Genomic DNA, 21,124 nt, shown 5'->3' with positions numbered 1-21,124 from the left:
ACAGATCACCTTTTATTGATGAACATGTGGCGCAAAAATTTTGAGCAAATAACTGATCGTAATGATTGACGCTGTAATCATGTACATCACATTAATCAGAGTTTTACTTTTCGGACCCCACCAGTAATGGGCAGAGACACCAGTTATCACAGTAATCAGTATAGGAACAGTCGCAGGATATAGATAAAAAAAAATGATAAAAATCTCCTTTAAGCAGTGCTAAAAAAGACCGTTGAAACCCGCAGCCGGGACAATCGTATCCTGTAACATAACATATTTAACCGGACAGGGAAGCATATAATTACCCGCTTTCTCTAAAAAAGAAGAGAAAGCGGATAAAAGAAATATTCTATGCATTGAAATTAAGCCTCTGGTGTTGTTGGAGGTGTAGGAGGATTCGGTGTTGATGGTGGTGTAGCCGGTGGTTGATTAAAAGGGTTGTTTCCTCCAAAAGGATTCTTATCACCGAAAGGATTATTTGCACCAAATTGATTATTAGGACCAAAACCGTTCGCTTCTTTAGCAGATGGGCCCAGATATCTCGCATCTGTGAAAGCTAGTAATGGGTAAAATATAAATGGTAAAAGAAGTAAGCCTACTGTAAAACCTTCACTTTTACCAAAGCTTTTGGCTAACAGGTTCATCGACCAGATACCGAAAACAATATTCGAACATGGTAAAATCATCCATAAGATCCAGATCGGTGGTTTCCCTATGATCTCCAATAAGATAATGATGTTATAAATGGGAATGATTGCAGCCCATCCGGTTTACCAGCTTTTTCAAAAATTCTCCACAAGGAGTAAACAATCAAAACGATGATTGCGAAGTACGTGAACCCACCAAATACGCCTATTCCTGTAGACAGACCTGAAGTTCCTGAAGAGTTATAATCCATAATTTATTTTTTTAGTATTTCGTAAGATAGGAAAAAAAATAAATAAATGTTTTACTAAAATCTGACAAATAACAATTACTTAATAAACTCCATTTGAAATAGAGTTGAAATATGTTTTTTAAGTACATTTTTCACCTCAGACAAATTTAATTCGCAGCCTAGTTCTCTTTGCATAGAGGTTACATCCTTATCATCTATCCCACAAGGAATTATGTTTTTGAAATAATCCAGATCAGCATTTACGTTAAAAGCAAAGCCATGCATAGTTACCCATCGGCTGCAGCGCACACCCAGTGCACAAATTTTTCTTGCTTTTTCGTTATCTGCGTCCAGCCATACTCCTGTAAATCCTGGATATCTGTCAGCAGTAATACCATAATCGTTTAGTGTCAGAATCACCGCTTCTTCAAGTGTTCTCAGGTATAAATGGATATCGGTAAAGAAATTATCAAGATCAAGGATTGGATAACCTACGATCTGACCAGGCCCGTGATAGGTAATATCGCCACCACGGTTAGTTTTATAATAGGTGGCATTTTTTTCTTTAAGCCCTTCTTCATCCAGTAAAAGATATTCCGGATGTCCGCTTTTACCTAAAGTATAGACATGGGGATGCTCACAAAACACCAAAAAATTAGGCGTCTCGTCAGTCGTGCCTTGTATTCTGTTATTTGTTTTAACAACAATTGTATCTTTAAAAATAAGTTCCTGGTTATTCCATGCATCCTGATAATCCACCAATCCCCAATCAACAAATTTTACTTTTTTATTCATTTTTATCAAAATTAGGCAACCACATATCCGAGCATATAACCATCTGTTGTTTTAAAATAGTTCGCGGTCAAAGTTCTTCTTCCGTCAGGCAGATCGACAAAAGCAGTCAGCGTACCCTCTTCATGCAACTCGAATGGTTGTATATGGATATGCTTCTTAAATTCAAGCCCTTTTTTACCATACCATTTATAGATGGCTTCTTTAACACACCAGCAAACATACAGTGCATCAATATTATCCTCCACATGTAACAGTTCGGGAGGCGACAGGAATTTTTGCTGAATCCGGCGGATTTTAGGTTCGATTCTTTCAATGTCTACGCCTACTCCATTTTTTTTACCAATCATCACAGCCGCATAATCAAAAGAATGACTTAGCGAAATCGTAGAGGTTGAATTAACCAGATATGGCTTTCCATGTTCATCAATCCGGCAATCGATATAGTCTGCAGTGTTCAGCATCGTGCGCAAAAGCAATCGCGTACTTAACCAGTGCAACAGTCGTTTACCGTTGTTTAAAGTGGCTAGAAAATCCAGCTCATGCTTCTTTAACTGCAGGCCGGAAATCAGGTCTTCTTCCCGTTCTTCAATTTCCATACGGCAAGTATGGTTTGATCGTCAATGTCTTTATTATAGATTACAGGCATCGTATTTAAAAAATCAATGCAAAAGTATCTTAAATTAATCATAATTTCGCCCAAAGACTTTACAAATGATACTTTCCGATAAGCGTATTCTAGAAGAAATTGACAGAGGTGCAATAATTATTGAGCCCTTTGATCCAGGTTGTTTAGGCACAAATTCCTATGATGTTCATCTTGGGAAATACCTGGCGACTTATACTGACAGGGTGCTTGATGCCAGGGCACATAATAAAATTCAGCATTTTGAGATTCCAAAAGATGGTTTTGTTCTGCAACCAGGCACTTTATATCTGGGCGTAACCCTTGAATATACTGAAACCCATGCTCATGTTCCTTTTCTGGAAGGAAAATCGAGCACAGGCCGTTTAGGAATTGACATCCATGCTACCGCCGGAAAAGGTGATGTAGGTTTCTGCAATACCTGGACACTGGAAATTTCCTGTGCACAGCCAGTAAGAATTTATGCAGGCATGCCTATCGGGCAGCTGATTTATTTTGCAGTAGAAGGTGACATTGAAACCCTGTACAATGCAAAGGACGATGCGAAGTATAGCAACAAAACTACCAAGCCGGTAGAAAGTATGATGTGGAAAAACACGTTTTAGAATCTGTTTAAACTTTGCGTTAATAATATAGCATTTGAGCCTCAATATCCCTATATTGAGGCTCTATTTTTTAGGCTGTATTATGAAAACCAAATATCTTTATGCCTGTCTCTTTTTATTGGTATGCATGCTTTCTTTTGCATTCAAACTGGCAGATGACCCCTTCGAAAATCTTTTAAAAAAACTTTCTGATTATAATGAGGAAAATCCGCAGGAAAAAGTTCACCTGCATCTGGACAAACCTTATTATGCTATTGGCGATAACATCTGGTTCAAAGCCTATGTCACGGATAACTCCACCAACCAGCTTTCCAAAATCAGCAATATTTTATATGTAGAACTGTAATGAAAATGACTCTGTAAAAAGACAGGTTAAACTTCCGCTGGAATCTGGCTTGTCATGGGGAGATTTCAAACTAACGGACACTTTACCGGAAGGGAATTACAGGATCAGGGCATATACCCAATGGATGAGAAATGCCGGGCCCGATTTCTTTTTCGATAAAACTTTAAAAATTGGAAATGCCTGGGCAAACAAAGTCCTGACGAGCACAAAATATACCTATAGCAAAACCGGCAACGACAATAATGTAAATGCAGAAATTACGTTTACGGACAAAAAAGGACAACCTTATGGAGAGCTTCCTGTCAGCTATAATGTTCAGTTAAAAGATAAAACAGTAGAAAGAGGAAAAGCGGTAACTAATGCACAGGGTGCTGTGTCTATTTCCTTTAACAGCAAACAATCGGATTCGTATATATCCGGAAAAATCACAGCGACACTAACTTTACCAACTAAAGAGAAAATTGTTAAAACTATCCCGTTAAAAGCAATTTCTGATGCACTTTCTGTTCAGCTATTCCCGGAAAGTGGAAATCTGGTTGAAGATCTTCCTTCAAGGGTAGGGATAAAAGCTATTAATTCTTCTGGTCTTGGCGAAAACGTCTCAGGTACAATTACAGACAATGAAGGTGCGGAAGTACTTCCCTTCAAAACTACGCACCAGGGTATGGGCAGTTTCGTTCTGAACCCGCAGCCTGGAAAAACTTATACTGCAAAGATTAAACTAAAAGATGGCTCTGTTCAAAATATAGCGCTGCCTAAAGCACTCACAGCGGGTTATGTAATGACTATAAACAATATAGACAGCAGTAAAGTGAGCGTTAAGTTATTAATCTCTGAATCTTTACTGAACAAAGGAGAAATGAAACTGGTTATTCAGCACAACAATACGGTATCGACAGTATTGAAAGTCAATATGATAAAACAGGTGAGCATAATGGCGCTGAATAAAAAAGATCTGCCCTCGGGCATACTTCATTTCACTTTGTTTACGCCAGTAATATTCCTGCTGGGGAAAGACTGATCTTTATTAACAATCCTGCCGATCAGATCGATGCTGAACTGCTGAATTTAAAAAAATCATATGGTATCAGAGAAAACGTTCCACTTGAATTAGCTGCTAAAGATGAAGGAAAGCCTACGATAGGTAGTTTTTCTATTGCAGTAACCAATGCCAGCATTGTAGATCCTGACATCGACAATGAAAGTAATATCCTGACTTCTTTATTGCTGAGCTCAGATCTGAAAGGATATATTGAGAAACCTAATCAGTATTTCCGCGATAACAGTAAACAAACAAGAGAGAATTTAGATCAGCTCATGCTGACACAAGGCTGGAGCAGGTTGCTATGGAAAGACATCATCGGTAATACACTGACCAAGCCTGTATTCGCGGCAGAAAAGTCACTAAAAGTTAGCGGCACGGTGACCACTCCGGGTGGAAAACCAATCCCTAATGGCAAGGTTACTTTATTTTCGAATGCCGGGGGCATCTTTATGCTCGACACTTTAACAGATGCTAAGGGCCATTTTAACTTTGATAACCTTACGTTTGGTGACAGCACGAAGTTTGTTGTTCAGGCCCGTAACGCCAAAGACAAAAAGTTCGTTGAAATAAACATAGACAGGGTTCCGGGACAAGTGGTCACCAGGAATAAAAATACCGGCGACATTGAAGTTAACGTCAATGAGGCTATACAAAGCTACATCATGAAAAGTGAAGGCTATTTTGATGACCTCGCGAAACGGGGCTTACTGGAAAGAAGCTATACACTTGACCAGATCAATATTGTACAGAAGAAAATACAAGCAAAAAACTCTTCAAATCTAAATGGTGCCGGCCATGCTGACGCCATTATAAAAGCATCAGATTTGAGTTATTGCATCAATTTATCTCAATGTCTGCAGGGAAGAGTTGCCGGACTAATGGTCAGGGATGGAAAAGCTTATTTAATGCGAAGCAATAATACGCCTATGCAAATTATCCTGGACGGACGGACTAAATGTTGGATCTGATTTTCTGGATAACATACAGCCTACTGAGGTAGAAACTATTGAGGTCTTAAAAAGTGGTGGTAATACAGCCATATATGGCTCTCAGGGAGCAGGCGGTGTTTTTTTAATCATCACCACCAAAAGAGGCGGAGATTCGGGCTATGTCAGATATGCTCCGGGAATTGTCACTACTACACCTGCTGGCTTTTATGCGGTAAGACAGTTCTATTCTCCAAAATATGAGACCCCGCAAGCTGTAAGAGCAGCTGACAAGAGAACTACGGTTTACTGGAATCCTCACTTGCCGACAAATGCAACCGGATCTGCTAAATTTAATTTCTACAATACAGACGAATCCGGAACTTATAGAGTTGTTATAGAAGGAATCAATGCCGAAGGTCATCTGGCCAGAAAAGTATATACTTACGACGTAAAATAAAATAAGCTATGAACACAATAAATGTGACAATAAAAGACCGTTTAGCGCTGATAACTCTTAACAGAGGTAAATCTAATGCCCTGAACAGGGAAATGATTACTGAGCTTACTGATATGCTCCATAATATAGCCAATGATGATAATATTGGCGGATTGATCATTGCAGGCAGGGAGAACTTCTTTTCTGCTGGCCTTGACCTGATTGAGCTTTATGGCTATAATGAAGAAGAAGCCAAATCTTTCTGGCATTTATTCCTGGATTTCATAGCTAAGATTACGGCTTTTAAAAAGCCAATGGTTGCCGCAATCAATGGACACTCTCCTGCCGGAGGATGTGTGATCGCGCTTGCTTGTGATGCCAGGGTTATGGCCGAAGGCAAATTTATTATTGGCCTGAATGAAGTCCCGGTGGGAATTATCGTACCAGAGAGCATTTTCAGCCTGTATTCTTTCTGGTTAGGGAAAGGTCCTGCAACAAGAAGTTTACTGGAAGGTAAATTGTTTAGTCCTGAAGAGGCTTTGGCTATTGGCCTGGTAGATGAACTGGTTAATCAGGATAGTATTATGACTGCGGCAGAGCGCAGAGCGCAGGATAAGAAAGTATATGGCACTGGAGCCTAATACATGGCAGCAAAGTAAACTGAACATCAGAAAGGAGCTGATTACTGCGACTTCTGCTGATCAGTCTGATGCACTAAAAATTATGCTCGCACAATGGTGGTCTCCAGCTACCAGGAATATTTTGAAAATGATTATTGATAACCTTCAAAAGAAATAAGCTATGTACAATCAACCTATGTTAAGAGATGATGCTTTAAAGGGCAAAACAATTGTAATTACAGGCGGTGGTACTGGTCTGGGCAAAGCAATGGGCACGTACTTTCTAAAATTGGGCGCGAACCTGGTAATTACCAGTCGTAAAGCTGATGTATTACAAAAAACAGCTGATGAGCTGGAAAAAGAAACTGGTGGAAAAGTTCTGGCTGTAACCTGCGATGTACGAGATTATGAACAGGTGGAAAATGTACTGGCAGAAACGCTGAAAACTTTCGGACGTGTAGATAGCCTGCTCAATAATGCAGCAGGGAATTTTATCTCTCCTACTGAGCGTTTATCGGCCAATGCCTTTTCTACAGTAATTGATATTGTATTAAAGGGATCGGTGAATTGTACACTTGCCTTTGGTAAACACTGGATCAAAGAAAAACAAGCAGCCAGCATTTTAAATATCGTCACCACTTATGCCTTCACTGGTTCGGCTTTCGTAGTTCCTTCGGCTTGTGCCAAAGGTGGGGTATTAGCCATGACACGATCTCTTGCTGTCGAATGGGGGAAATATGGAATCAGGACAAATGCAATTGCACCCGGTCCTTTCCCTACTAAAGGTGCCTGGGAGCGTCTACTTCCTGGTGATCTGGCAGAAAAGTTTGATTTCAAAAACCGTGTACCGCTGAAACGTGTAGGTGACCACCAGGAGCTGGCAAATCTTGCGGCATTCCTGGTCAGTGATTTCTCAGGATATATCAACGGAGAAGTAATTACTATCGACGGTGGTGAGTGGTTACAGGGAGCAGCAGGACAATTCAACGGACTGGAAGCTATTCCCGGCGAAATGTGGGATGCTTTTGAACAAATGACCAGATCAGCCAAAGGCAGTTAATCTGATTCTTTTTAGCTAAAATCATTCAGAATGTAATAAGAGACTGTTAATTTATAAACAAACAGTCTCTTATTTCTGTAAACCATTTAAAATTCATCTGATAATAGCTTATTTTTGTATCATGTCAACAGAAACAAAAGAAGAAACGTTTACACTGGAGGAGATTTTAACTTCACTTAAAACCTCGCATAGACTGATTTTATGGAATGACGATGTAAATACTTTTGATCATGTAATTTACTGTATGACAAAATACCTTGATTATACAGACTCCCAGGCAGAAAAAATCGCATGGGAAGTGCATAATAAAGGTAAATGTGCTGTACTGGAAGGTTCTTTCACTGAAATGGAGGTATACCGTAAAATCCTTCAGCAGGAAGGCTTAACAGTAACTGTAGATTAAGATTCCAGGTTACTGATTAATGCGGTTAATTCCTGCTGGGTAGTTTGTGTTTTATCTCTGGCATACCATAAATGCAAACGCTCAGCTAATTCAAACATATCAGAGATTTCAGTCTTCCATCCGCCTAATAAATGTTGCAGGACATCGGGTCTTGGACCCCATTTCGAAATCAGCTCACCTTCTGCATCGAGTAATAACAATACTGGAATAGCTCTGCCTCCATTTGTCAGGTGTGCATCTATCAATGGCAGATTTTTATCTCTGAGCACAAACCGCAAAGCAAATTTATCTGGTGCAAACTGGGTCATCTTATGAAACAAGGGAACGATCTGTGCAGCATCTCCACACCATCCTTCAGAAATCACCAATAGCTGGTATTTCTTATCCAGCTTTTTGATCGCATGGATGAAAGCTTCATTGAGCACAGCAGTTTTATCAACCCTGCTCATCCGTTGCACGTTCATTTTACTATAGTGCAGCATCGCTTCACTATTGTCTTCGCCCGTTGTTTTATTGCTTTTAAGAAGAGAATCTATCAAATCCCTATATTGGAAATAGGTCAATCCTTCATTCACAAAAATATTACTGTAATTACTCATAATCATGCTGTAATAAAATAGTTACCCCCAGTTTTTTCCGTTCTCAGGCCGTTACTTTGCCGCTATATAAAAAACCTAAACACAGACCATTCTAAATGAAGAAGTATCTCTTTAAATTTCTATTCGTAACATTCACTATTTGTACTACAATTTTTCAACTAAATGCACAAAACCTGTCTAACGGTAAACTTACTGGAAAAGTAGTAGACAACCAAAATAATGAAACAGTTCCTTTTGCGACTGCTGTATTAATTAATAGAAAAAAAAAAAGCGACTGTAAAAGTAGCTCAGACTGATGCCGATGGTTCATTAATTATGAATGATGTACCAACAGGTGTGTTTACTTTTAAGATTAGTTATGTTGGCTATCAGACTATGGTCAGGGATTCGGTGGCTATCACTAAAAATCAGCGGCTAATAGCTTAGGGACTATAAAAATGAGAGCAGCAAAAGGAAATGTACTTAGTGAAGTCACCATAACGGGGCAGAAAAGTCCGATCCAGCTGGGTATCGATAAAAAGGTTTTCTCTGTAGATCAAAGTTTGGTAAGCGAGGGAGGCTCTGCTGGTGATTTATTACAAAATGTCCCTTCTGTGCAAACTGATGTTGATGGCAATGTGAGTTTGAGAGGGTCTACTGGCGTTAAAGTTTTAATAGATGGCAAACCTTCTTTGATTGCGGGTGGTAACATCGCACAGGTGCTGGCCTCTATACCTGCCAGCTCTATTGAAACGGTAGAAGTGATCACCAATCCCTCTGCAAAATATGATGCGGAAGGTCAGTCGGGTATTATTAATATTGTATTGAAGAAGAATACTAAGCTGGGTTTTAATGGAAATGTGGCATTGACTGCGGGTAACAGAGACAATTATAATGGAAATATGAGTTTAAGCTTCCAGAATAAGAAGATCAATATATTTATGGAAATTATGGTTACAGGTATGGCAATCGCCCGGGTGGCGGCTATAATAATATTCAATACCTGACGCGTAAAGATTCACTGGCTTATGCTGATCAGTTAAGCAAATGGGAATCGACTGATAAAAGTCATAATGTAAAAGCTGGTCTGGATTATTACCTGACGGATAAGGATATCTTAGGTTTCTCGGGAGGGTTTAATAGCCGGGACAATGACCGTACTGAAAATCTGAATATAAATAAGTACAGACAGGGAAGAGCACCGCTGGAATTTAGCAGACGAACCAATACGAATAATGGAAGCGGGCATAGTTATGATCTGAATCTGGATTATAGCCACAAATTTAAGCCTAACCAGGAACTGACTTTTAATTTTGGATATTCTAATGGAACGAATGATAATTTTCAACTTTATAATACTTCGGTTTATAGTGTAAATGGGGTTCCTGTTTCTGCAAATCCCGAATTGCTGAATAACACGAATGACGGAACGAATAAGAATATAATATACAGATTGATTGATTATATGATGCCACTAGGCAAGCTTGGTAAAATTGAAACTGGTTACCGAAGCCAGATTAAGTTTTCTGATGCGAATACAGTAGCGAAGAGGTTTGATGATGTTTCTGGTACTTATGTAGATAATCTGCCACTATCAAATGATTTTGACAGTAAAGATCAGGTTCATGCGATTTACCTGAACTACCAGAATCAGATTAAGAATTTTGGATACCAGATTGGATTAAGGGCTGAGGATGCTTTGCTGAATACAACTTCGGGCGGCTATGATCTGACAGGTCAATTCGCTTCTGCCCCCGCACGCATTGCTTATAAACGATTATATCCGAGTGTTTATTTAACGCAGAAATTTACGGGCGAACAGCAGATTCAGTTAAGCTATACCAGAAGGGTAAACAGACCGAGACCATGGGACACGAATCCGTTTATTGATTATTCTGATCCGCTGAACTGGCGTAAGGGTAACCCAAATTTACTGCCTGAAGATGTGCATTCTTTTGAATTAGGCTATAGTAAGTTCTGGCCTAAGGTGACCTTGATTTCCAGTGCTTATATGAGACAGACGAATGACCTGATTCAAAGGGTACGCTCAGTTCCTGATGCTGATGGTGTAATTACAACGACTCCTCAGAATTTAACGAAGGATCTTTCGAGCGGACTGGAGTTTATCGCGAAAGTGGATGCAGTGAAAGCATGGAACTTTACCGGGAATGTGAATATTTATCATAGTAAGATTGACGCTGTACCGGCCTACGATATTAAGGGCAATTCTGGTTTCAGCTGGAATGCGAATCTGACTAATAATTTTGTATTACCGCACAGTATTACGCTTCAGGTTAGAGCGGATTATAATTCTTCACAGGTTATGGCGCAGGGTACAAGAAAGGCGATGTACGGGGTTGACGGTGGTGCAAAATATGATTTTAAAAATAAGAAGGCTTCGCTTAGTTTGAATGTAAGGGATATTTTTAATACGAGGAAATGGGCCATGGTTACACAGGATACGAATTCTATTATCGACTTTCAAAGATACCAGCAAGGACCAATGGGGAATTTGACTTTTTCATACAGGTTTGGAAAAACGAGCTTTATGAAGAAAAGTAAGAAACCGGAACAGCAGGAAGGTAAACCGGACGAAGGTTCCTTTTAAGGAAGCTTCGTCTAGGAGTTTCTTCTCAGGGTTTTAAAAAAAGCAGCCATGTTTTTTAACCGCGTTCCTCTGAAGGGAGGAACAATGTCAAAAAACATGGCCGTCTTTTTTTAAAATTCTTTAAGCCCCTCAACAAGACTCGGGCCCTCCTTCTGCGTCATGGGAAATAAAACCCACCGACTACTGCTTTTACATCACACACCCTGATATAGCTTTAGATTACACCCTTAGTTATACTTTTACACCACACACCCTTGATATAGCTTTAGATTATACCCTTAGTTATACTTTTACACCAATCCCCTTTGGTATAGCTTTAGATTATACCCTTAGTTATATTTTTACACCACACACCCTTGATATAGCTTTAGATTATACCCTTAGTTATACTTTTACACCAATCCCCTTTGGTATAGCTTTAGATTATACCCTTAGTTATACTTTTACACCAATCCCCTTTGGTATAGCTTTAGATTATACCCTTAGTTATACTTTTACACCAATCCCCTTTGGTATAGCTTTAGATTATACCCTTAGTTATACTTTTACACCACACCCCTTTGGTATAGCTTTAGATTATACCACTTGATATAGCTTTAGACTACACCCTTAGTTATACTTTTAAGTTCCCCATTTGATATGGCTTTAAGCTATACGCTCAGACATCCCATATGATAGTTTTTAAACGCTCCTCGAGTTGTGCAAGTTCAGCGCGGACATCAACAGTGATTTCTATGGAATGGCAATAGTCATCATCATTCAGGACTTGATTCAATGCCCCGATCGCCAGTTTAAGGTCATCTCTAAGCTCATCACCTGGCCATACATAAATGCGCCAATTGCACGACACAAAATGCTGCTGCTCTGAGTACCTCCGAACTATCTTTATGTAGCTCCTCCGTTAAGGTTTTACGGACGTGTGCTGCCAGACCTGTTTTCTTCATCATCGTGCCATACCAATCGGCAGCACGGTCGTTATCCCAAGGTTGATCTCCCCACATATGGTTATGTTTTGGTTTTGGTTTTGGTTTGGTTAATTAGTGTTAAAGCTTGTTTAAGTTTAGAGGATAAAATTGTTTACAGGCTCTTAGAACAACTGAATTTACAATTTGTTATCTGATTTTATTACCGGCTTTAGATTTATCGTTAGCTATACTTTTTAGAAATTTGTAACTTGCGGGCATGGAAGACCACAATCCCTGGACTATTTTAGATAGCCGCAAGATTTATGAAAATAACTGGATTGGGGTAACTGAACATAATGTTATTAATCCTTCTGGTGGAAAAGGCATCTATGGGGAGGTACACTTCCGGAATTATGCAATTGGCATTCTACATTGGATGAGGATATGAATACGTGGATTGTCGGTCAGTATCGTTTCCCTCTTAAGGCGTATAGCTGGGAGATCCCTGAAGGTGGCGGCCCCCTGGGTTTATCACCACTGGATAGTGCCAAACGTGAGCTCCAGGAAGAAACCGGACTGGCTGCTACGGACTGGACTGAGATACAAAGAATGCATTTATCAAATTCGGTAAGCAATGAGCTTGCAATCATTTACGTGGCAAGAGGACTCACCATGGGGGAAGCTGAACCGGAAGAAACTGAAGAGCTGGTTTTACGTAAGTTACCGTTTGAGGAAGCTTATCAAATGGCAATTGACGGAAGGATTACCGATAGCATGAGTGTTGCAGCATTGCTGAAGACCAAAATATTATTACTCGAAGGCAAACTATAGAAATCATATGAACAAATTTTTAGGATATATCTTTACTCCTGTATTTTACATTTTCTTTTTTCTGACACTAATTATCTTTCAGCCTATCCAATGGAATGGATATGCTTCCGCCTTTTTGGCTATAAAGCACATAAGGTCTCGGTAGATTGTTTGAATTTTTTCCTGACGTACTGCCAGGTGTTTTTAGGCAATTCAACAACGTTTACTAATCACCAGGATCTGCCAACCGACAGACCAATTATTTTTGTGGCCAATCACCAGAGTATGTACGATATTCCGGGAATTATCTGGTTTTTAAGGAAACATCACGTGAAGTTCATTTCAAAAATTGAACTGACTAAGGGTATTCCTTCAATATCATTTAATTTAAAATATGGTGGCGGCGCAAATATTGACCGCAAGGATAGCAAACAGGCAGTGTCTGAGATTATCAAATTAGGGCGCAGAATGAAGGATAACAACTGGTCTGCTACGATTTTTGCAGAAGGCACAAGAGCCAAAGATGGCCAGGTGAAGCCTTTCCATGTGGGAGGAATAGCAACCTTGTTAAAGGCTGCACCTGGTGCAATGATTGTTCCGATCGCAATTGAGAACTCCTGGAAAATTTGTACAGTATGGAGCCTTTCCGCTAAGCTGCGGAGAAAAGATCAGATGGACTGTCCTTCCTCCTATTCAAACAACTGGCCTGAACCCTGAAGAACTTACACTTGCCGCCGAACAGGCTATTAAAAAGGCTTTAAATCAATAAAGATTAAAGCAGGCCCCAGAGCTAAATATTTTTATTCTCTATCCGCTTAAAAAATTCATCCCGGTAGGTATCTCCTATTGGGATAATCTTTCCGCAAATCGCAATCCGGCTACGCTCTATGCTCTCTATTTTATCGAGTGCAATAATATAAGATTTATGTACCCTGATGAATTGAGCGGAAGGCAATGTTTCTTCCATCTTTTTCATGTTCTGAAGCGTAATTACCCGCTCTGTTTTCGTGAAAATTGAGATATAATCCTTTAATCCTTCGATATAAAGAATGTCATTCAACTCAATCTTCTGAATTTTATGCTCGGTTTTTACAAAGATAAAATCCTGAACTGGCTGTATGTATGCCACCGGAACGGGAGCGACAATAGCCACCGGAGCAGGAATAGCCACAGCTTCTGCATTATTCTTATGCTGATTATGCACTTTTTCTACAGCTTTATAGAACCTGTCAAAAGCAATTGGCTTTAATAAATAATCAGAAACATTAAGATCATAACTCTCCAGCGCATATTGTGAATAGGCTGTTGTTAAAATGTAACTCGCTTTATTATTGGCTATTTTCAGAAACTGAATACCTGTTAAATCCGGCATCTGTATATCTAAGAATACCAAATCTATGCCCCCAGCCTGAACGAGCTGCAAAGCCTCAATAGCATTCTCTGTCCTTTTCACCAATTCCAGAAAGGGCACTTTTGAAACATAATCTTCAATGATATCCAGCGCTAAAGGCTCATCATCTACAGCTATACATTTTAGTGTCATTTGTAATTATTTTTATCTTTTTTGATTCTATTATATATCAAGCATCAACTCACTTGTATAATGGGTAGCCGAATTTACAATATTTAACTTATACCTTTCAGGATAAAGTAACTGCAGACGACGTTCAACATTATTTAAGCCTACTCCACCCACTTCATCCTTATTGCCGGTACTTTTCTTGTTCGTGATACTGAAGTGCAGGATCTTCTGATTGGCAATAATATTTATCCTGATAGGATCTTTAGGATCATTGGCAACCCCATGTTTAAATGCATTTTCAACAAATGAAATAAGTATCAATGGTATAATCTGCTGGTCATCAATCTCCCCATTCAACGTCATCTCTACTGCAGCACCATTTTTAAATCTTAGCTTTTGAAGCTCAATATAACTTTGTACATATTCAATTTCCTTGCTTAAAGCTACCCAGCTATCATTACTTTCATAGATCATGTAGCGCATAATTTCCGAAAGCTTTAAAATCGCATCTGCCGTTTTATCTGATTTCTGATAAGCAAGTGAATAGATATTATTCAGAGAATTGAAAAGAAAATGAGGGTTAAGCTGCGATTTTAGAAATTGCAGCAGTTCCATGTCCTTTTTCTTTTTCTCTGTTTCAAGACTGCGCTGGATACGGGTATTACTAAACCAGTCCAGCATAAACTTGATCAGACAACTCGAAATGATAAAAAATCCGGAGACAAATATGGTCACAATCACATAAGAGACAAGATCCTTATATTCAGCAACTCCTGTTTTAGGATTGACATGCTGCAAAATTATATCCCTGTAAAGTACAGCGAGTATCGTTTTAGCTCCGGCCATGACAATGATCAGCACAACAATAGAAATCACATATACCCAGTATTTTTTCAACAACTGAGGAATAAGCAGGGTATAATTGATGTAAAAGATAGAAATGTTAATGACTGAATAATAGCCAAAAACCACCATGAACTCCTGCGGGCTAATACTCTTGGCATTTAAAAGCATTGCCAGACAGAAAATCCCGCCAAGAAACAGCCAGTAAACTAAATGTGCTATTAACTCTCTTTTATCCTTCATTTGAATTTATTGTTTAACCGATGCCCCTTATATTAGCCTTCCAAAGTAATGAAAGTAACGTTTTTCGGCCGTAGCTTTCGACGAACTGGCATTTTTTTTCTACGAACGGTTAAAAACTATGTATTCTAGCTTTTCATGGCCAAAAAACCCGTTGATCTATAATTATATCCACTTGGTATAAAACATTTTAGCGATACTCATTTTTTGAGTCTATTTGTTTCATCAAAACGAAACAATTATGAAACCATCATGTGCAGCACTACACAATCCGAAGTAAACAAAACTAACTAGCACATGATAGCTTCATCACCGTTAAAAAAAATATAATCATATGAAAACTGCATCTATTCAATACTTCGATACTACTGTAAATAACAGACTGCACGATTCATATCGTTTAGAAATCAGCAAACTGAGTAATGTAAATACTTATATCATGAAAAAATTAACAAATGTATCTCCCTTTATCCTTTTGCTGATCCCTGTTTTTGTAATGATGATTTTTGCCATAACCAGCAATAAAAGTATCACTCAGCGCAATGAGGTGGCTATGAAAGCTGCTCCTGCAAATGAAATTGCAAAAACAGCATATTACCAGGCGAAATAATCCTGGATCTTCCCTTATAATTTAGTTTTTAGTTAATAGTTAAAAAAAATGGCGACTGGATGGTCTCCATTTTTTTTGCTATTATATTTTGAAACTAAATAATTAGTTCATACATTTATATAACTACTTTTTTAGTTCTCACCTAAACCAAAGAATACTAGCTATATGGAAATTAAAGATCTCACAAAAGCCGAAGAACAACTCATGCAGATTGTCTGGCAAATTGAAAAAGGATTCGTCAAGGATGTGATGGATTTTTTACCCGAACCCAAGCCGGCTTACAATACAGTATCTACTATTATCCGAATATTGGAAGTCAAGGGTTTTATTGGTCATGAAGCATTTGGAAAAGCTCATCGGTATTATCCGCTGATTTCTAAAGAGGACTATAAGCGCCATGCAACTGAAAAACTACTACTGGGGGCTATTTTGAAAACTCAGTAGAGAGTATGTTTTCCTTTTTTGTGAAGGAAGAAAAGATGGACGTAAGTGATGTGGATGAAATTCTTAAAATGATCAGCAAACTTAAAAATAAATCAAAATGACCTGGGCCCACTACTTTCTGCAAGTAAACATATACTTGGTTATATTTTACGCATTCTATAAATTGTTACTGGATAAAGAGACCTACTTTGTACTGAACAGGATATACCTGATTGCTGCAGGCGGGCTTTCTTTGATTATCCCATTTTTAAGACCTGAATGGTTCGTCAGACAGCCAGCCACTCAACAAATCAAAATCAGTATTGACCAGCTGAATATGATGATGGCACAAGGCACTATAGCACCAGATGAAAGTCATCCGTTTAGCCTGATTAAAGCTTTGGTTGTGATTTACCTGATTGGGGTTCTATTCTTCATTGGCCGGTTTATTTTCCAGCTGTATGCGGTTAAAAAAAAAAAATCAAAGCAAACCCCGGAGGGATGCCTTTTCATTTTTTGGGAAGAAAGTAATAGACCCCGAACTTCCGGGATCAGATATTATCGAAAAACATGAAGACATCCATATTCGTCAGCATCATACATTCGATGTTTTATTTTTCGAACTCCTTGGCATCCTCGTCTGGTGCAATCCCATTATTTATTTATATAAAACCACAGTAAAAAACATCCATGAATATCTGGCAGATGAAGAAGCTGCAATATTTCAGGGGGACAAGGAAACTTATGCCATGCTTATTCTGAGCCAGGCATTCGGAGTAGATCAGAATGTATTAACTAATAGTTTTTTTTTTTCAACAAATCACTAATTAAAAAACGAGTATTTATGCTATACAAACAACGCTCTGCCAAAACAGCCATATTGAAATATGGCCTGTTTTTACCACTGTTCGCAGTCACTTTGCTATTATCCTCAGCAACAATCAGTAGAAATGAAAGCTTAAAAGAAGTAGCAGAAAAAATCTCCGCTCCAATTTCAATCTCTGAATCACACCTTTACCAACACTTAACAATAACGTAGTTAAAAAAGAAACGGGCGTATGGGCACCTTTTTATAAGTATTTAGCAAAGCATATTAAATATCCGGCATCTGCTTATAAAGGACAGTTGCAGGGAAATGTAACTGTTAAATTTGCACTCCAAAATGGCGAGCCTAAAAACGTAGGTGCAATCAACCAGCTCGGGTCTGGATGTGACACTGAGGTAATGAGAGCTATTCTGAATTTCGATGGCTTTAAATCAGCTGAAAATGGCCAGTTTACCATTACGGTGGCTTTCAGACTGGACGGAGTAACTACGCCACCAGAAAACACTGGTAACATTACGCTAAAAGGATATAAGCCTTTGAAGTTAATTACAATTACAGCTTACAACAGTAAGAAACCTGAGGATGATGCTGCTAAGGTTTATGATTTTGTTTCTATAACTAAACAACCTGAATTCCCTGGAGGAATGGATAAATTCTATAAATATCTTGCAGCGAGCGCGTTAAATACCCGGAAGAAGCAATAAAAAACAACATCCAGGGAAAAGTGTTTCTATCGTTTATTGTAGAAAAAGATGGGCAGCTGAAAGATATCCAGGTAATGCGCGGACTCGGAGGCGGAACTGATGAAGAGGCTGTGAGACTTTTACAGAATTCCCCAAAATGGACTCCAGGCTATCAGAATGATGAACCTGTTCGTGTTAAATACAATATACCTATCTCGTTTTCAATGGTATCGGACAATAAAGGTCCGGCGTCACCTGCTCAACCAAGCGGCCCGCCTGCAAATGTACTCTACGTTATAGATGGTAAAAAGCTTTCAGATAAAGCCGCTATGGATGCTATCAATCCTAATGATATTGAATCAGTAAGCGTTTTAAAAGGAGAAAAAGCTACAGCACTTTACGGTAAAAGTGGTGAGAACGGCGTAATCGTAATCACAACAAAAAAAAAAAAGAAAGAAGACATTTAACACAAAACCCCAGCTAAAATAGCCGGGGTTCTGTGTTTAAATCCTTGTCTCGTTGTCTAAATTTATTAAACTTCTTCCTCAGAAACAAATTTTGCTGAATAAAAATCTCTGTTCATTCTTGCAATATTCTCTAAAGAAATTCCTTTAGGACATTCAGCTTCACAAGCACCGGTATTGGTACAGTTACCAAAACCTTCAGCATCCATTTGCGCAACCATACTTTGTACACGACGGTACCTTTCTGGCTGACCCTGAGGTAATAACGCTAATTGTGAAATCTTAGCCGAAGTAAATAACATCGCTGATGCATTTTTACAAGTAGCCACACAAGCACCACAACCGATACATGCCGCAGCCTCGAAAGCTAAATCTGCCTGGAATTTAGGAATAGGCAGATTGTTAGCATCCTGCGCATTACCAGTATTTACTGAAATAAACCCTCCTGCTGCAATAATTCTATCAAATGCAGTACGATCTACCGTCAAATCTTTAATTACCGGAAAAGCCTTCGCTCTCCATGGTTCTACAACAATGGTATCACCATCTTTGAAAGAACGCATGTGCAACTGACAGGTAGTAATACCGTCTTTTGGTCCATGTGGTCTTCCGTTGATATACATTGAACATGCACCGCAAATACCTTCTCTGCAATCATGATCGAAAACTACCGGTTCTTCACCTTTATTAATTAGCTGCTCATTTAAAACGTCGAACATTTCTAAGAAAGACATATCAGGAGAAATTTCTGATATTTTGTAGTCTACCAAATTACCTTTGGCTTTGTTATTCTTCTGACGCCAGATTTTCAGCGTTAAATTCATATTTCCTGTACTCATGGTATTGAGATTTTAGTACTAGATTATTTATAACTTCTTTGTGCAATTTTGATGTTCTCGAATTTCAATTCTTCTTTATGAAGTTCGAATTTAACATCATCCTTGTATTCCCATGCAGATACGTAAGCATAGTTTTCATCATCCCTTAAAGCTTCACCTTCTTCAGTCTGATATTCTTCTCTGAAGTGACCTCCGCATGATTCATTTCTGTTCAATGCATCCATACACATCAGCTCACCTAACTCGATAAAGTCAGCCACACGGCCAGCTTTTTCTAATTCAGGATTGAACTCATCTGTTGAACCTGGAACACGTAAATCAGACCAGAAATCTTTACGCAACTGCTGAATTTCAACAATCGCTTCAGATAATCCTTTTGCATTACGGGCCATTCCACATTTATCCCACATGATCTTACCTAATTTCTTGTGGAAGAAGTCTACAGATTTAGTCCCTTTAATCGAGATGAATTTATCAAGGATAGCTTTAACGCTGGCCTCAGCCTCTACAAATGCAGGGTGATCTAAAGGAATTGCTTTAGTAGCAAGCTCTTTAGAAATATAAGAACCAATAGTATAAGGAATCACAAAGTAACCATCCGCAAGCCCCTGCATTAAAGCAGAAGCACCTAAACGGTTAGCACCATGGTCTGAAAAGTTAGCTTCACCTAAAGCATATAAGCCCGGTACAGTTGTCATCAGGTATAATCTACCCATAATCCACCCATTGTATAGTGAACCGCTGGATAAATACGCATTGGTAAATCATAAGGATCTTCACCGGTAATCTGTTTGTACATGTCAAACAAGTTTCCGTATTTCTCTTTGATTACATCACGGCCTAAGCGCATGCATGTTTCTTTATCCGGATTGTGGATATTGTGTACTGAAGCTTCAATACGTCCGTAACGTTCTGTATTCGCTTTGAAATCCAGGTATACAGCCAGTTTAGAAACACCTACACCATATCCTGCATCACAACGTTCTTTAGCAGCTCTTGAAGCCACATCACGTGGTACAAGGTTACCAAAAGCAGGGTAACGACGCTCTAAATAATAATCTCTTTCGTCTTCCGGAATATCTGTTGCTTTACGCTGATCGTCTTTTTTCTTAGGAACCCATATACGTCCGTCATTACGTAATGACTCAGACATCAGGGTTAATTTAGATTGGTGATCTCCTGATACCGGGATACACGTAGGGTGGATCTGGGTAAAACAAGGATTACCAAAGAAAGCTCCTTTTTTGTGCGCTTTCCATGCCGCAGTAACGTTACTTCCCATTGCATTTGTAGAAAGATAGAATACGTTTCCGTAACCACCGGTCCCTAATAATACAGCGTGACCAAAATGACGTTCCAGTTCACCTGTGATTAAGTTACGTGCAATGATACCACGGGCTTTACCTTCAATCACAACTACTTCAAGCATTTCGTGACGGGTAAACATCTCCACCTTACCCATACCAATCTGACGCTCTAAAGCACTGTATGCACCTAATAGCAATTGCTGACCAGTTTGTCCGGCAGCATAAAATGTACGCTGAACCTGGGTACCACCGAATGAACGGTTATCCAGTAATCCACCATACTCTCTTGCTAAAGGAACTCCCTGAGCTACACACTGGTCAATGATATTCGCACTTACTTCAGCTAAACGGTGAACGTTAGCTTCACGGGCACGGTAATCACCACCTTTAATTGTATCGTAGAATAAACGGTAAACACTGTCACCATCATTCTGATAATTTTTTGCTGCATTGATACCACCCTGAGCTGCAATAGAGTGCGCTCTTCGTGGTGAATCCTGGAAACAAAAACATTTAACTTTATATCCCATTTCAGCCAGGGTCGCTGCTGCCGAAGCACCCGCAAGTCCTGAACCTACTACTACAATTTCTATACTTCTTTTATTCGCCGGATTAACCAGAGGCATTGAAGACCTCAGTTTAGTCCATTTCACGGTCAGTTCCCCTTCCGGTATATTTGCATTAAAATCTGCCATTTTATTTAGCGT

The 21,124-nt window shown here is 39.1% G+C and carries 31 protein-coding genes and 2 pseudogenes; 20 read left to right on the top strand and 13 right to left on the bottom strand.

Going from position 1 to position 21,124, the window contains the following annotated elements:
* Positions 1–103 precede the first annotated feature (103 nt).
* The 6 genes from ACWYN3_RS30875 to ACWYN3_RS30850 form a co-directional block, all read right to left on the bottom strand.
* A complete protein-coding gene (locus ACWYN3_RS30875) occupies positions 104–277 on the bottom strand; it encodes a DUF2752 domain-containing protein (protein ID WP_456223213.1) in 174 nt (57 codons plus the stop codon).
* On the bottom strand, positions 220–357 hold the full coding sequence (locus ACWYN3_RS30870; protein WP_456217716.1) for a hypothetical protein: 138 nt from the start codon (positions 355–357) through the stop codon (positions 220–222). Before ACWYN3_RS30870 ends, ACWYN3_RS30875 begins: the two co-directional genes overlap by 58 nt.
* A gap of 5 nt (positions 358–362) precedes the next feature.
* Complete coding sequence (locus ACWYN3_RS30865; RefSeq protein WP_456217715.1) at positions 363–725, bottom strand: DUF5684 domain-containing protein; 363 nt, start codon at positions 723–725, stop codon at positions 363–365.
* Positions 713–898 (bottom strand): hypothetical protein, encoded by a 186-nt coding sequence (locus ACWYN3_RS30860; protein ID WP_456217714.1) that lies wholly within the window; start codon positions 896–898, stop codon positions 713–715. The genes ACWYN3_RS30865 and ACWYN3_RS30860 overlap by 13 nt, the downstream gene beginning before the upstream one ends.
* A gap of 75 nt (positions 899–973) precedes the next feature.
* On the bottom strand, positions 974–1,672 hold the full coding sequence (gene lipB, locus ACWYN3_RS30855; protein WP_456217713.1) for a lipoyl(octanoyl) transferase LipB: 699 nt from the start codon (positions 1,670–1,672) through the stop codon (positions 974–976).
* An 11-nt stretch (positions 1,673–1,683) separates the two neighbouring features.
* Positions 1,684–2,268: a 4'-phosphopantetheinyl transferase family protein gene (locus ACWYN3_RS30850; protein ID WP_456217712.1), complete on the bottom strand. Its 585-nt coding sequence runs from the start codon at positions 2,266–2,268 to the stop codon at positions 1,684–1,686.
* Positions 2,269–2,383: 115 nt separating this feature from the next.
* Here ACWYN3_RS30850 and dcd point away from each other — a divergent pair, with 115 nt between their 5' ends.
* From dcd to ACWYN3_RS30835, 3 genes are all read left to right on the top strand, one after another.
* Positions 2,384–2,920, top strand: coding sequence for a dCTP deaminase (gene dcd / locus ACWYN3_RS30845; protein ID WP_456217711.1), 537 nt, complete (start codon positions 2,384–2,386; stop codon positions 2,918–2,920).
* Positions 2,921–3,002: 82 nt separating this feature from the next.
* On the top strand, positions 3,003–3,266 hold the full coding sequence (locus ACWYN3_RS30840) for a hypothetical protein (protein WP_456217710.1): 264 nt from the start codon (positions 3,003–3,005) through the stop codon (positions 3,264–3,266).
* Between the two features lie 49 nt (positions 3,267–3,315).
* Complete coding sequence (locus ACWYN3_RS30835; protein WP_456217709.1) at positions 3,316–4,287, top strand: hypothetical protein; 972 nt, start codon at positions 3,316–3,318, stop codon at positions 4,285–4,287.
* Positions 4,288–4,309: 22 nt separating this feature from the next.
* On the opposite strand, the gene ACWYN3_RS30830 is transcribed toward ACWYN3_RS30835, so the two are convergent.
* Positions 4,310–4,459 carry a hypothetical protein gene (locus tag ACWYN3_RS30830; protein ID WP_456217708.1) on the bottom strand — a complete coding sequence of 50 codons (150 nt, stop codon included), beginning with the start codon at positions 4,457–4,459 and terminating at the stop codon, positions 4,310–4,312.
* 31 nt (positions 4,460–4,490) lie between these two features.
* On the opposite strand from ACWYN3_RS30830, the gene ACWYN3_RS30825 reads away from it, so the two are divergent.
* The 6 genes from ACWYN3_RS30825 to ACWYN3_RS30800 all read left to right on the top strand — a co-directional run bounded on the left by ACWYN3_RS30825 (position 4,491) and on the right by ACWYN3_RS30800 (position 7,759).
* Positions 4,491–5,279, top strand: coding sequence for a carboxypeptidase-like regulatory domain-containing protein (locus tag ACWYN3_RS30825; protein ID WP_456217707.1), 789 nt, complete (start codon positions 4,491–4,493; stop codon positions 5,277–5,279).
* Between the two features lie 280 nt (positions 5,280–5,559).
* Complete coding sequence (locus ACWYN3_RS30820; protein WP_456217706.1) at positions 5,560–5,697, top strand: hypothetical protein; 138 nt, start codon at positions 5,560–5,562, stop codon at positions 5,695–5,697.
* An 8-nt stretch (positions 5,698–5,705) separates the two neighbouring features.
* Positions 5,706–6,317 carry an enoyl-CoA hydratase/isomerase family protein gene (locus tag ACWYN3_RS30815; protein WP_456217705.1) on the top strand — a complete coding sequence of 204 codons (612 nt, stop codon included), beginning with the start codon at positions 5,706–5,708 and terminating at the stop codon, positions 6,315–6,317.
* Positions 6,301–6,474, top strand: a complete 174-nt coding sequence (locus ACWYN3_RS30810; protein ID WP_456217704.1) for a hypothetical protein — start codon at positions 6,301–6,303, stop codon at positions 6,472–6,474. The genes ACWYN3_RS30815 and ACWYN3_RS30810 overlap by 17 nt, the downstream gene beginning before the upstream one ends.
* Positions 6,475–6,477: 3 nt before the next feature.
* Positions 6,478–7,356, top strand: coding sequence for an SDR family oxidoreductase (locus ACWYN3_RS30805; RefSeq protein ID WP_456217703.1), 879 nt, complete (start codon positions 6,478–6,480; stop codon positions 7,354–7,356).
* Positions 7,357–7,477: 121 nt separating this feature from the next.
* Positions 7,478–7,759, top strand: a complete 282-nt coding sequence (locus tag ACWYN3_RS30800) for an ATP-dependent Clp protease adaptor ClpS (RefSeq protein WP_041878221.1) — start codon at positions 7,478–7,480, stop codon at positions 7,757–7,759.
* Here ACWYN3_RS30800 and ACWYN3_RS30795 read toward each other — a convergent pair.
* Positions 7,756–8,358 (bottom strand): thioredoxin family protein, encoded by a 603-nt coding sequence (locus tag ACWYN3_RS30795; protein WP_456217702.1) that lies wholly within the window; start codon positions 8,356–8,358, stop codon positions 7,756–7,758. The genes ACWYN3_RS30800 and ACWYN3_RS30795 overlap by 4 nt on opposite strands.
* Before the next feature lie 437 nt (positions 8,359–8,795).
* Here ACWYN3_RS30795 and ACWYN3_RS30790 point away from each other — a divergent pair, with 437 nt between their 5' ends.
* Both ACWYN3_RS30790 and ACWYN3_RS30785 read left to right on the top strand, forming a co-directional pair.
* Positions 8,796–9,344 carry a TonB-dependent receptor plug domain-containing protein gene (locus tag ACWYN3_RS30790; RefSeq protein ID WP_456217701.1) on the top strand — a complete coding sequence of 183 codons (549 nt, stop codon included), beginning with the start codon at positions 8,796–8,798 and terminating at the stop codon, positions 9,342–9,344.
* The gene (locus tag ACWYN3_RS30785) at positions 9,275–10,945 is read left to right on the top strand and encodes an outer membrane beta-barrel family protein (protein WP_456223212.1); all 1,671 of its coding nucleotides are present in this window, start codon (positions 9,275–9,277) and stop codon (positions 10,943–10,945) included. Before ACWYN3_RS30790 ends, ACWYN3_RS30785 begins: the two co-directional genes overlap by 70 nt.
* A gap of 658 nt (positions 10,946–11,603) precedes the next feature.
* On the opposite strand, the gene ACWYN3_RS30780 is transcribed toward ACWYN3_RS30785, so the two are convergent.
* Entirely contained in the window at positions 11,604–11,795 is a 192-nt protein-coding gene (locus ACWYN3_RS30780; RefSeq protein ID WP_456217700.1) for a hypothetical protein, read from the bottom strand.
* Between the two features lie 332 nt (positions 11,796–12,127).
* On the opposite strand from ACWYN3_RS30780, the gene ACWYN3_RS30775 reads away from it, so the two are divergent.
* The 3 genes from ACWYN3_RS30775 to ACWYN3_RS30765 all read left to right on the top strand — a co-directional run bounded on the left by ACWYN3_RS30775 (position 12,128) and on the right by ACWYN3_RS30765 (position 13,377).
* A complete protein-coding gene (locus ACWYN3_RS30775; protein ID WP_456217699.1) occupies positions 12,128–12,298 on the top strand; it encodes a hypothetical protein in 171 nt (56 codons plus the stop codon).
* On the top strand, positions 12,295–12,681 hold the full coding sequence (locus ACWYN3_RS30770; RefSeq protein WP_456217698.1) for an NUDIX domain-containing protein: 387 nt from the start codon (positions 12,295–12,297) through the stop codon (positions 12,679–12,681). Before ACWYN3_RS30775 ends, ACWYN3_RS30770 begins: the two co-directional genes overlap by 4 nt.
* Before the next feature lie 90 nt (positions 12,682–12,771).
* Entirely contained in the window at positions 12,772–13,377 is a 606-nt protein-coding gene (locus tag ACWYN3_RS30765; RefSeq protein WP_456217697.1) for a lysophospholipid acyltransferase family protein, read from the top strand.
* A gap of 73 nt (positions 13,378–13,450) precedes the next feature.
* On the opposite strand, the gene ACWYN3_RS30760 is transcribed toward ACWYN3_RS30765, so the two are convergent.
* Positions 13,451–14,203: a LytR/AlgR family response regulator transcription factor gene (locus ACWYN3_RS30760; protein WP_456217696.1), complete on the bottom strand. Its 753-nt coding sequence runs from the start codon at positions 14,201–14,203 to the stop codon at positions 13,451–13,453.
* Positions 14,204–14,233: 30 nt separating this feature from the next.
* Positions 14,234–15,268, bottom strand: coding sequence for a sensor histidine kinase (locus ACWYN3_RS30755; RefSeq protein ID WP_456217695.1), 1,035 nt, complete (start codon positions 15,266–15,268; stop codon positions 14,234–14,236).
* Between the two features lie 331 nt (positions 15,269–15,599).
* On the opposite strand from ACWYN3_RS30755, the gene ACWYN3_RS30750 reads away from it, so the two are divergent.
* The 6 genes and pseudogenes from ACWYN3_RS30750 (at position 15,600) to ACWYN3_RS30725 (ending at position 18,274) form a co-directional block, all read left to right on the top strand.
* Positions 15,600–15,875, top strand: coding sequence for a hypothetical protein (locus ACWYN3_RS30750; protein ID WP_456217694.1), 276 nt, complete (start codon positions 15,600–15,602; stop codon positions 15,873–15,875).
* A gap of 165 nt (positions 15,876–16,040) precedes the next feature.
* Positions 16,041–16,420: pseudogene (locus ACWYN3_RS30745) on the top strand (BlaI/MecI/CopY family transcriptional regulator).
* Positions 16,417–16,872, top strand: a complete 456-nt coding sequence (locus ACWYN3_RS30740) for a hypothetical protein (RefSeq protein WP_456223346.1) — start codon at positions 16,417–16,419, stop codon at positions 16,870–16,872. The pseudogene ACWYN3_RS30745 and the gene ACWYN3_RS30740 overlap by 4 nt, the downstream one beginning before the upstream one ends.
* Entirely contained in the window at positions 16,760–17,125 is a 366-nt protein-coding gene (locus ACWYN3_RS30735) for a M56 family metallopeptidase (protein ID WP_456217693.1), read from the top strand. Before ACWYN3_RS30740 ends, ACWYN3_RS30735 begins: the two co-directional genes overlap by 113 nt.
* Before the next feature lie 178 nt (positions 17,126–17,303).
* Positions 17,304–17,828, top strand: coding sequence for an energy transducer TonB (locus tag ACWYN3_RS30730; protein ID WP_456223211.1), 525 nt, complete (start codon positions 17,304–17,306; stop codon positions 17,826–17,828).
* A 20-nt stretch (positions 17,829–17,848) separates the two neighbouring features.
* Positions 17,849–18,274, top strand: a complete 426-nt coding sequence (locus ACWYN3_RS30725; RefSeq protein WP_456217692.1) for an energy transducer TonB — start codon at positions 17,849–17,851, stop codon at positions 18,272–18,274.
* Positions 18,275–18,339: 65 nt separating this feature from the next.
* On the opposite strand, the gene ACWYN3_RS30720 is transcribed toward ACWYN3_RS30725, so the two are convergent.
* Positions 18,340–19,110 carry a succinate dehydrogenase/fumarate reductase iron-sulfur subunit gene (locus tag ACWYN3_RS30720; protein ID WP_456217691.1) on the bottom strand — a complete coding sequence of 257 codons (771 nt, stop codon included), beginning with the start codon at positions 19,108–19,110 and terminating at the stop codon, positions 18,340–18,342.
* Positions 19,111–19,133: 23 nt separating this feature from the next.
* A pseudogene (locus tag ACWYN3_RS30715) lies at positions 19,134–21,112 on the bottom strand (fumarate reductase/succinate dehydrogenase flavoprotein subunit).
* Positions 21,113–21,124 lie beyond the last annotated feature (12 nt).

The sequence above is a fragment of the Pedobacter sp. NJ-S-72 genome, from assembly GCF_053890575.1.
This window is presented reverse-complemented; position numbering and strand designations above follow the sequence as displayed.

Coding starts and splice junctions, on each gene's coding strand:
- ACWYN3_RS30800 (WP_041878221.1), top strand. CDS start 7,478: ATGTCAACAGAAACAAAAGAAGAAACGTTTACACTGGAGGAGATTTTA.
- ACWYN3_RS30760 (WP_456217696.1), bottom strand. CDS start 14,203: ATGACACTAAAATGTATAGCTGTAGATGATGAGCCTTTAGCGCTGGAT.
- ACWYN3_RS30870 (WP_456217716.1), bottom strand. CDS start 357: ATGCATAGAATATTTCTTTTATCCGCTTTCTCTTCTTTTTTAGAGAAA.
- ACWYN3_RS30770 (WP_456217698.1), top strand. CDS start 12,295: ATGAATACGTGGATTGTCGGTCAGTATCGTTTCCCTCTTAAGGCGTAT.
- ACWYN3_RS30815 (WP_456217705.1), top strand. CDS start 5,706: ATGAACACAATAAATGTGACAATAAAAGACCGTTTAGCGCTGATAACT.
- lipB (WP_456217713.1), bottom strand. CDS start 1,672: ATGAATAAAAAAGTAAAATTTGTTGATTGGGGATTGGTGGATTATCAG.
- ACWYN3_RS30810 (WP_456217704.1), top strand. CDS start 6,301: ATGGCACTGGAGCCTAATACATGGCAGCAAAGTAAACTGAACATCAGA.
- ACWYN3_RS30805 (WP_456217703.1), top strand. CDS start 6,478: ATGTACAATCAACCTATGTTAAGAGATGATGCTTTAAAGGGCAAAACA.
- ACWYN3_RS30830 (WP_456217708.1), bottom strand. CDS start 4,459: ATGTCAGGATCTACAATGCTGGCATTGGTTACTGCAATAGAAAAACTA.
- ACWYN3_RS30860 (WP_456217714.1), bottom strand. CDS start 898: ATGGATTATAACTCTTCAGGAACTTCAGGTCTGTCTACAGGAATAGGC.
- ACWYN3_RS30850 (WP_456217712.1), bottom strand. CDS start 2,268: ATGGAAATTGAAGAACGGGAAGAAGACCTGATTTCCGGCCTGCAGTTA.
- ACWYN3_RS30720 (WP_456217691.1), bottom strand. CDS start 19,110: ATGAGTACAGGAAATATGAATTTAACGCTGAAAATCTGGCGTCAGAAG.
- ACWYN3_RS30775 (WP_456217699.1), top strand. CDS start 12,128: ATGGAAGACCACAATCCCTGGACTATTTTAGATAGCCGCAAGATTTAT.
- ACWYN3_RS30840 (WP_456217710.1), top strand. CDS start 3,003: ATGAAAACCAAATATCTTTATGCCTGTCTCTTTTTATTGGTATGCATG.
- dcd (WP_456217711.1), top strand. CDS start 2,384: ATGATACTTTCCGATAAGCGTATTCTAGAAGAAATTGACAGAGGTGCA.
- ACWYN3_RS30790 (WP_456217701.1), top strand. CDS start 8,796: ATGAGAGCAGCAAAAGGAAATGTACTTAGTGAAGTCACCATAACGGGG.
- ACWYN3_RS30750 (WP_456217694.1), top strand. CDS start 15,600: ATGAAAACTGCATCTATTCAATACTTCGATACTACTGTAAATAACAGA.
- ACWYN3_RS30740 (WP_456223346.1), top strand. CDS start 16,417: ATGACCTGGGCCCACTACTTTCTGCAAGTAAACATATACTTGGTTATA.
- ACWYN3_RS30795 (WP_456217702.1), bottom strand. CDS start 8,358: ATGAGTAATTACAGTAATATTTTTGTGAATGAAGGATTGACCTATTTC.
- ACWYN3_RS30735 (WP_456217693.1), top strand. CDS start 16,760: ATGCGGTTAAAAAAAAAAAATCAAAGCAAACCCCGGAGGGATGCCTTT.
- ACWYN3_RS30755 (WP_456217695.1), bottom strand. CDS start 15,268: ATGAAGGATAAAAGAGAGTTAATAGCACATTTAGTTTACTGGCTGTTT.
- ACWYN3_RS30765 (WP_456217697.1), top strand. CDS start 12,772: ATGGAATGGATATGCTTCCGCCTTTTTGGCTATAAAGCACATAAGGTC.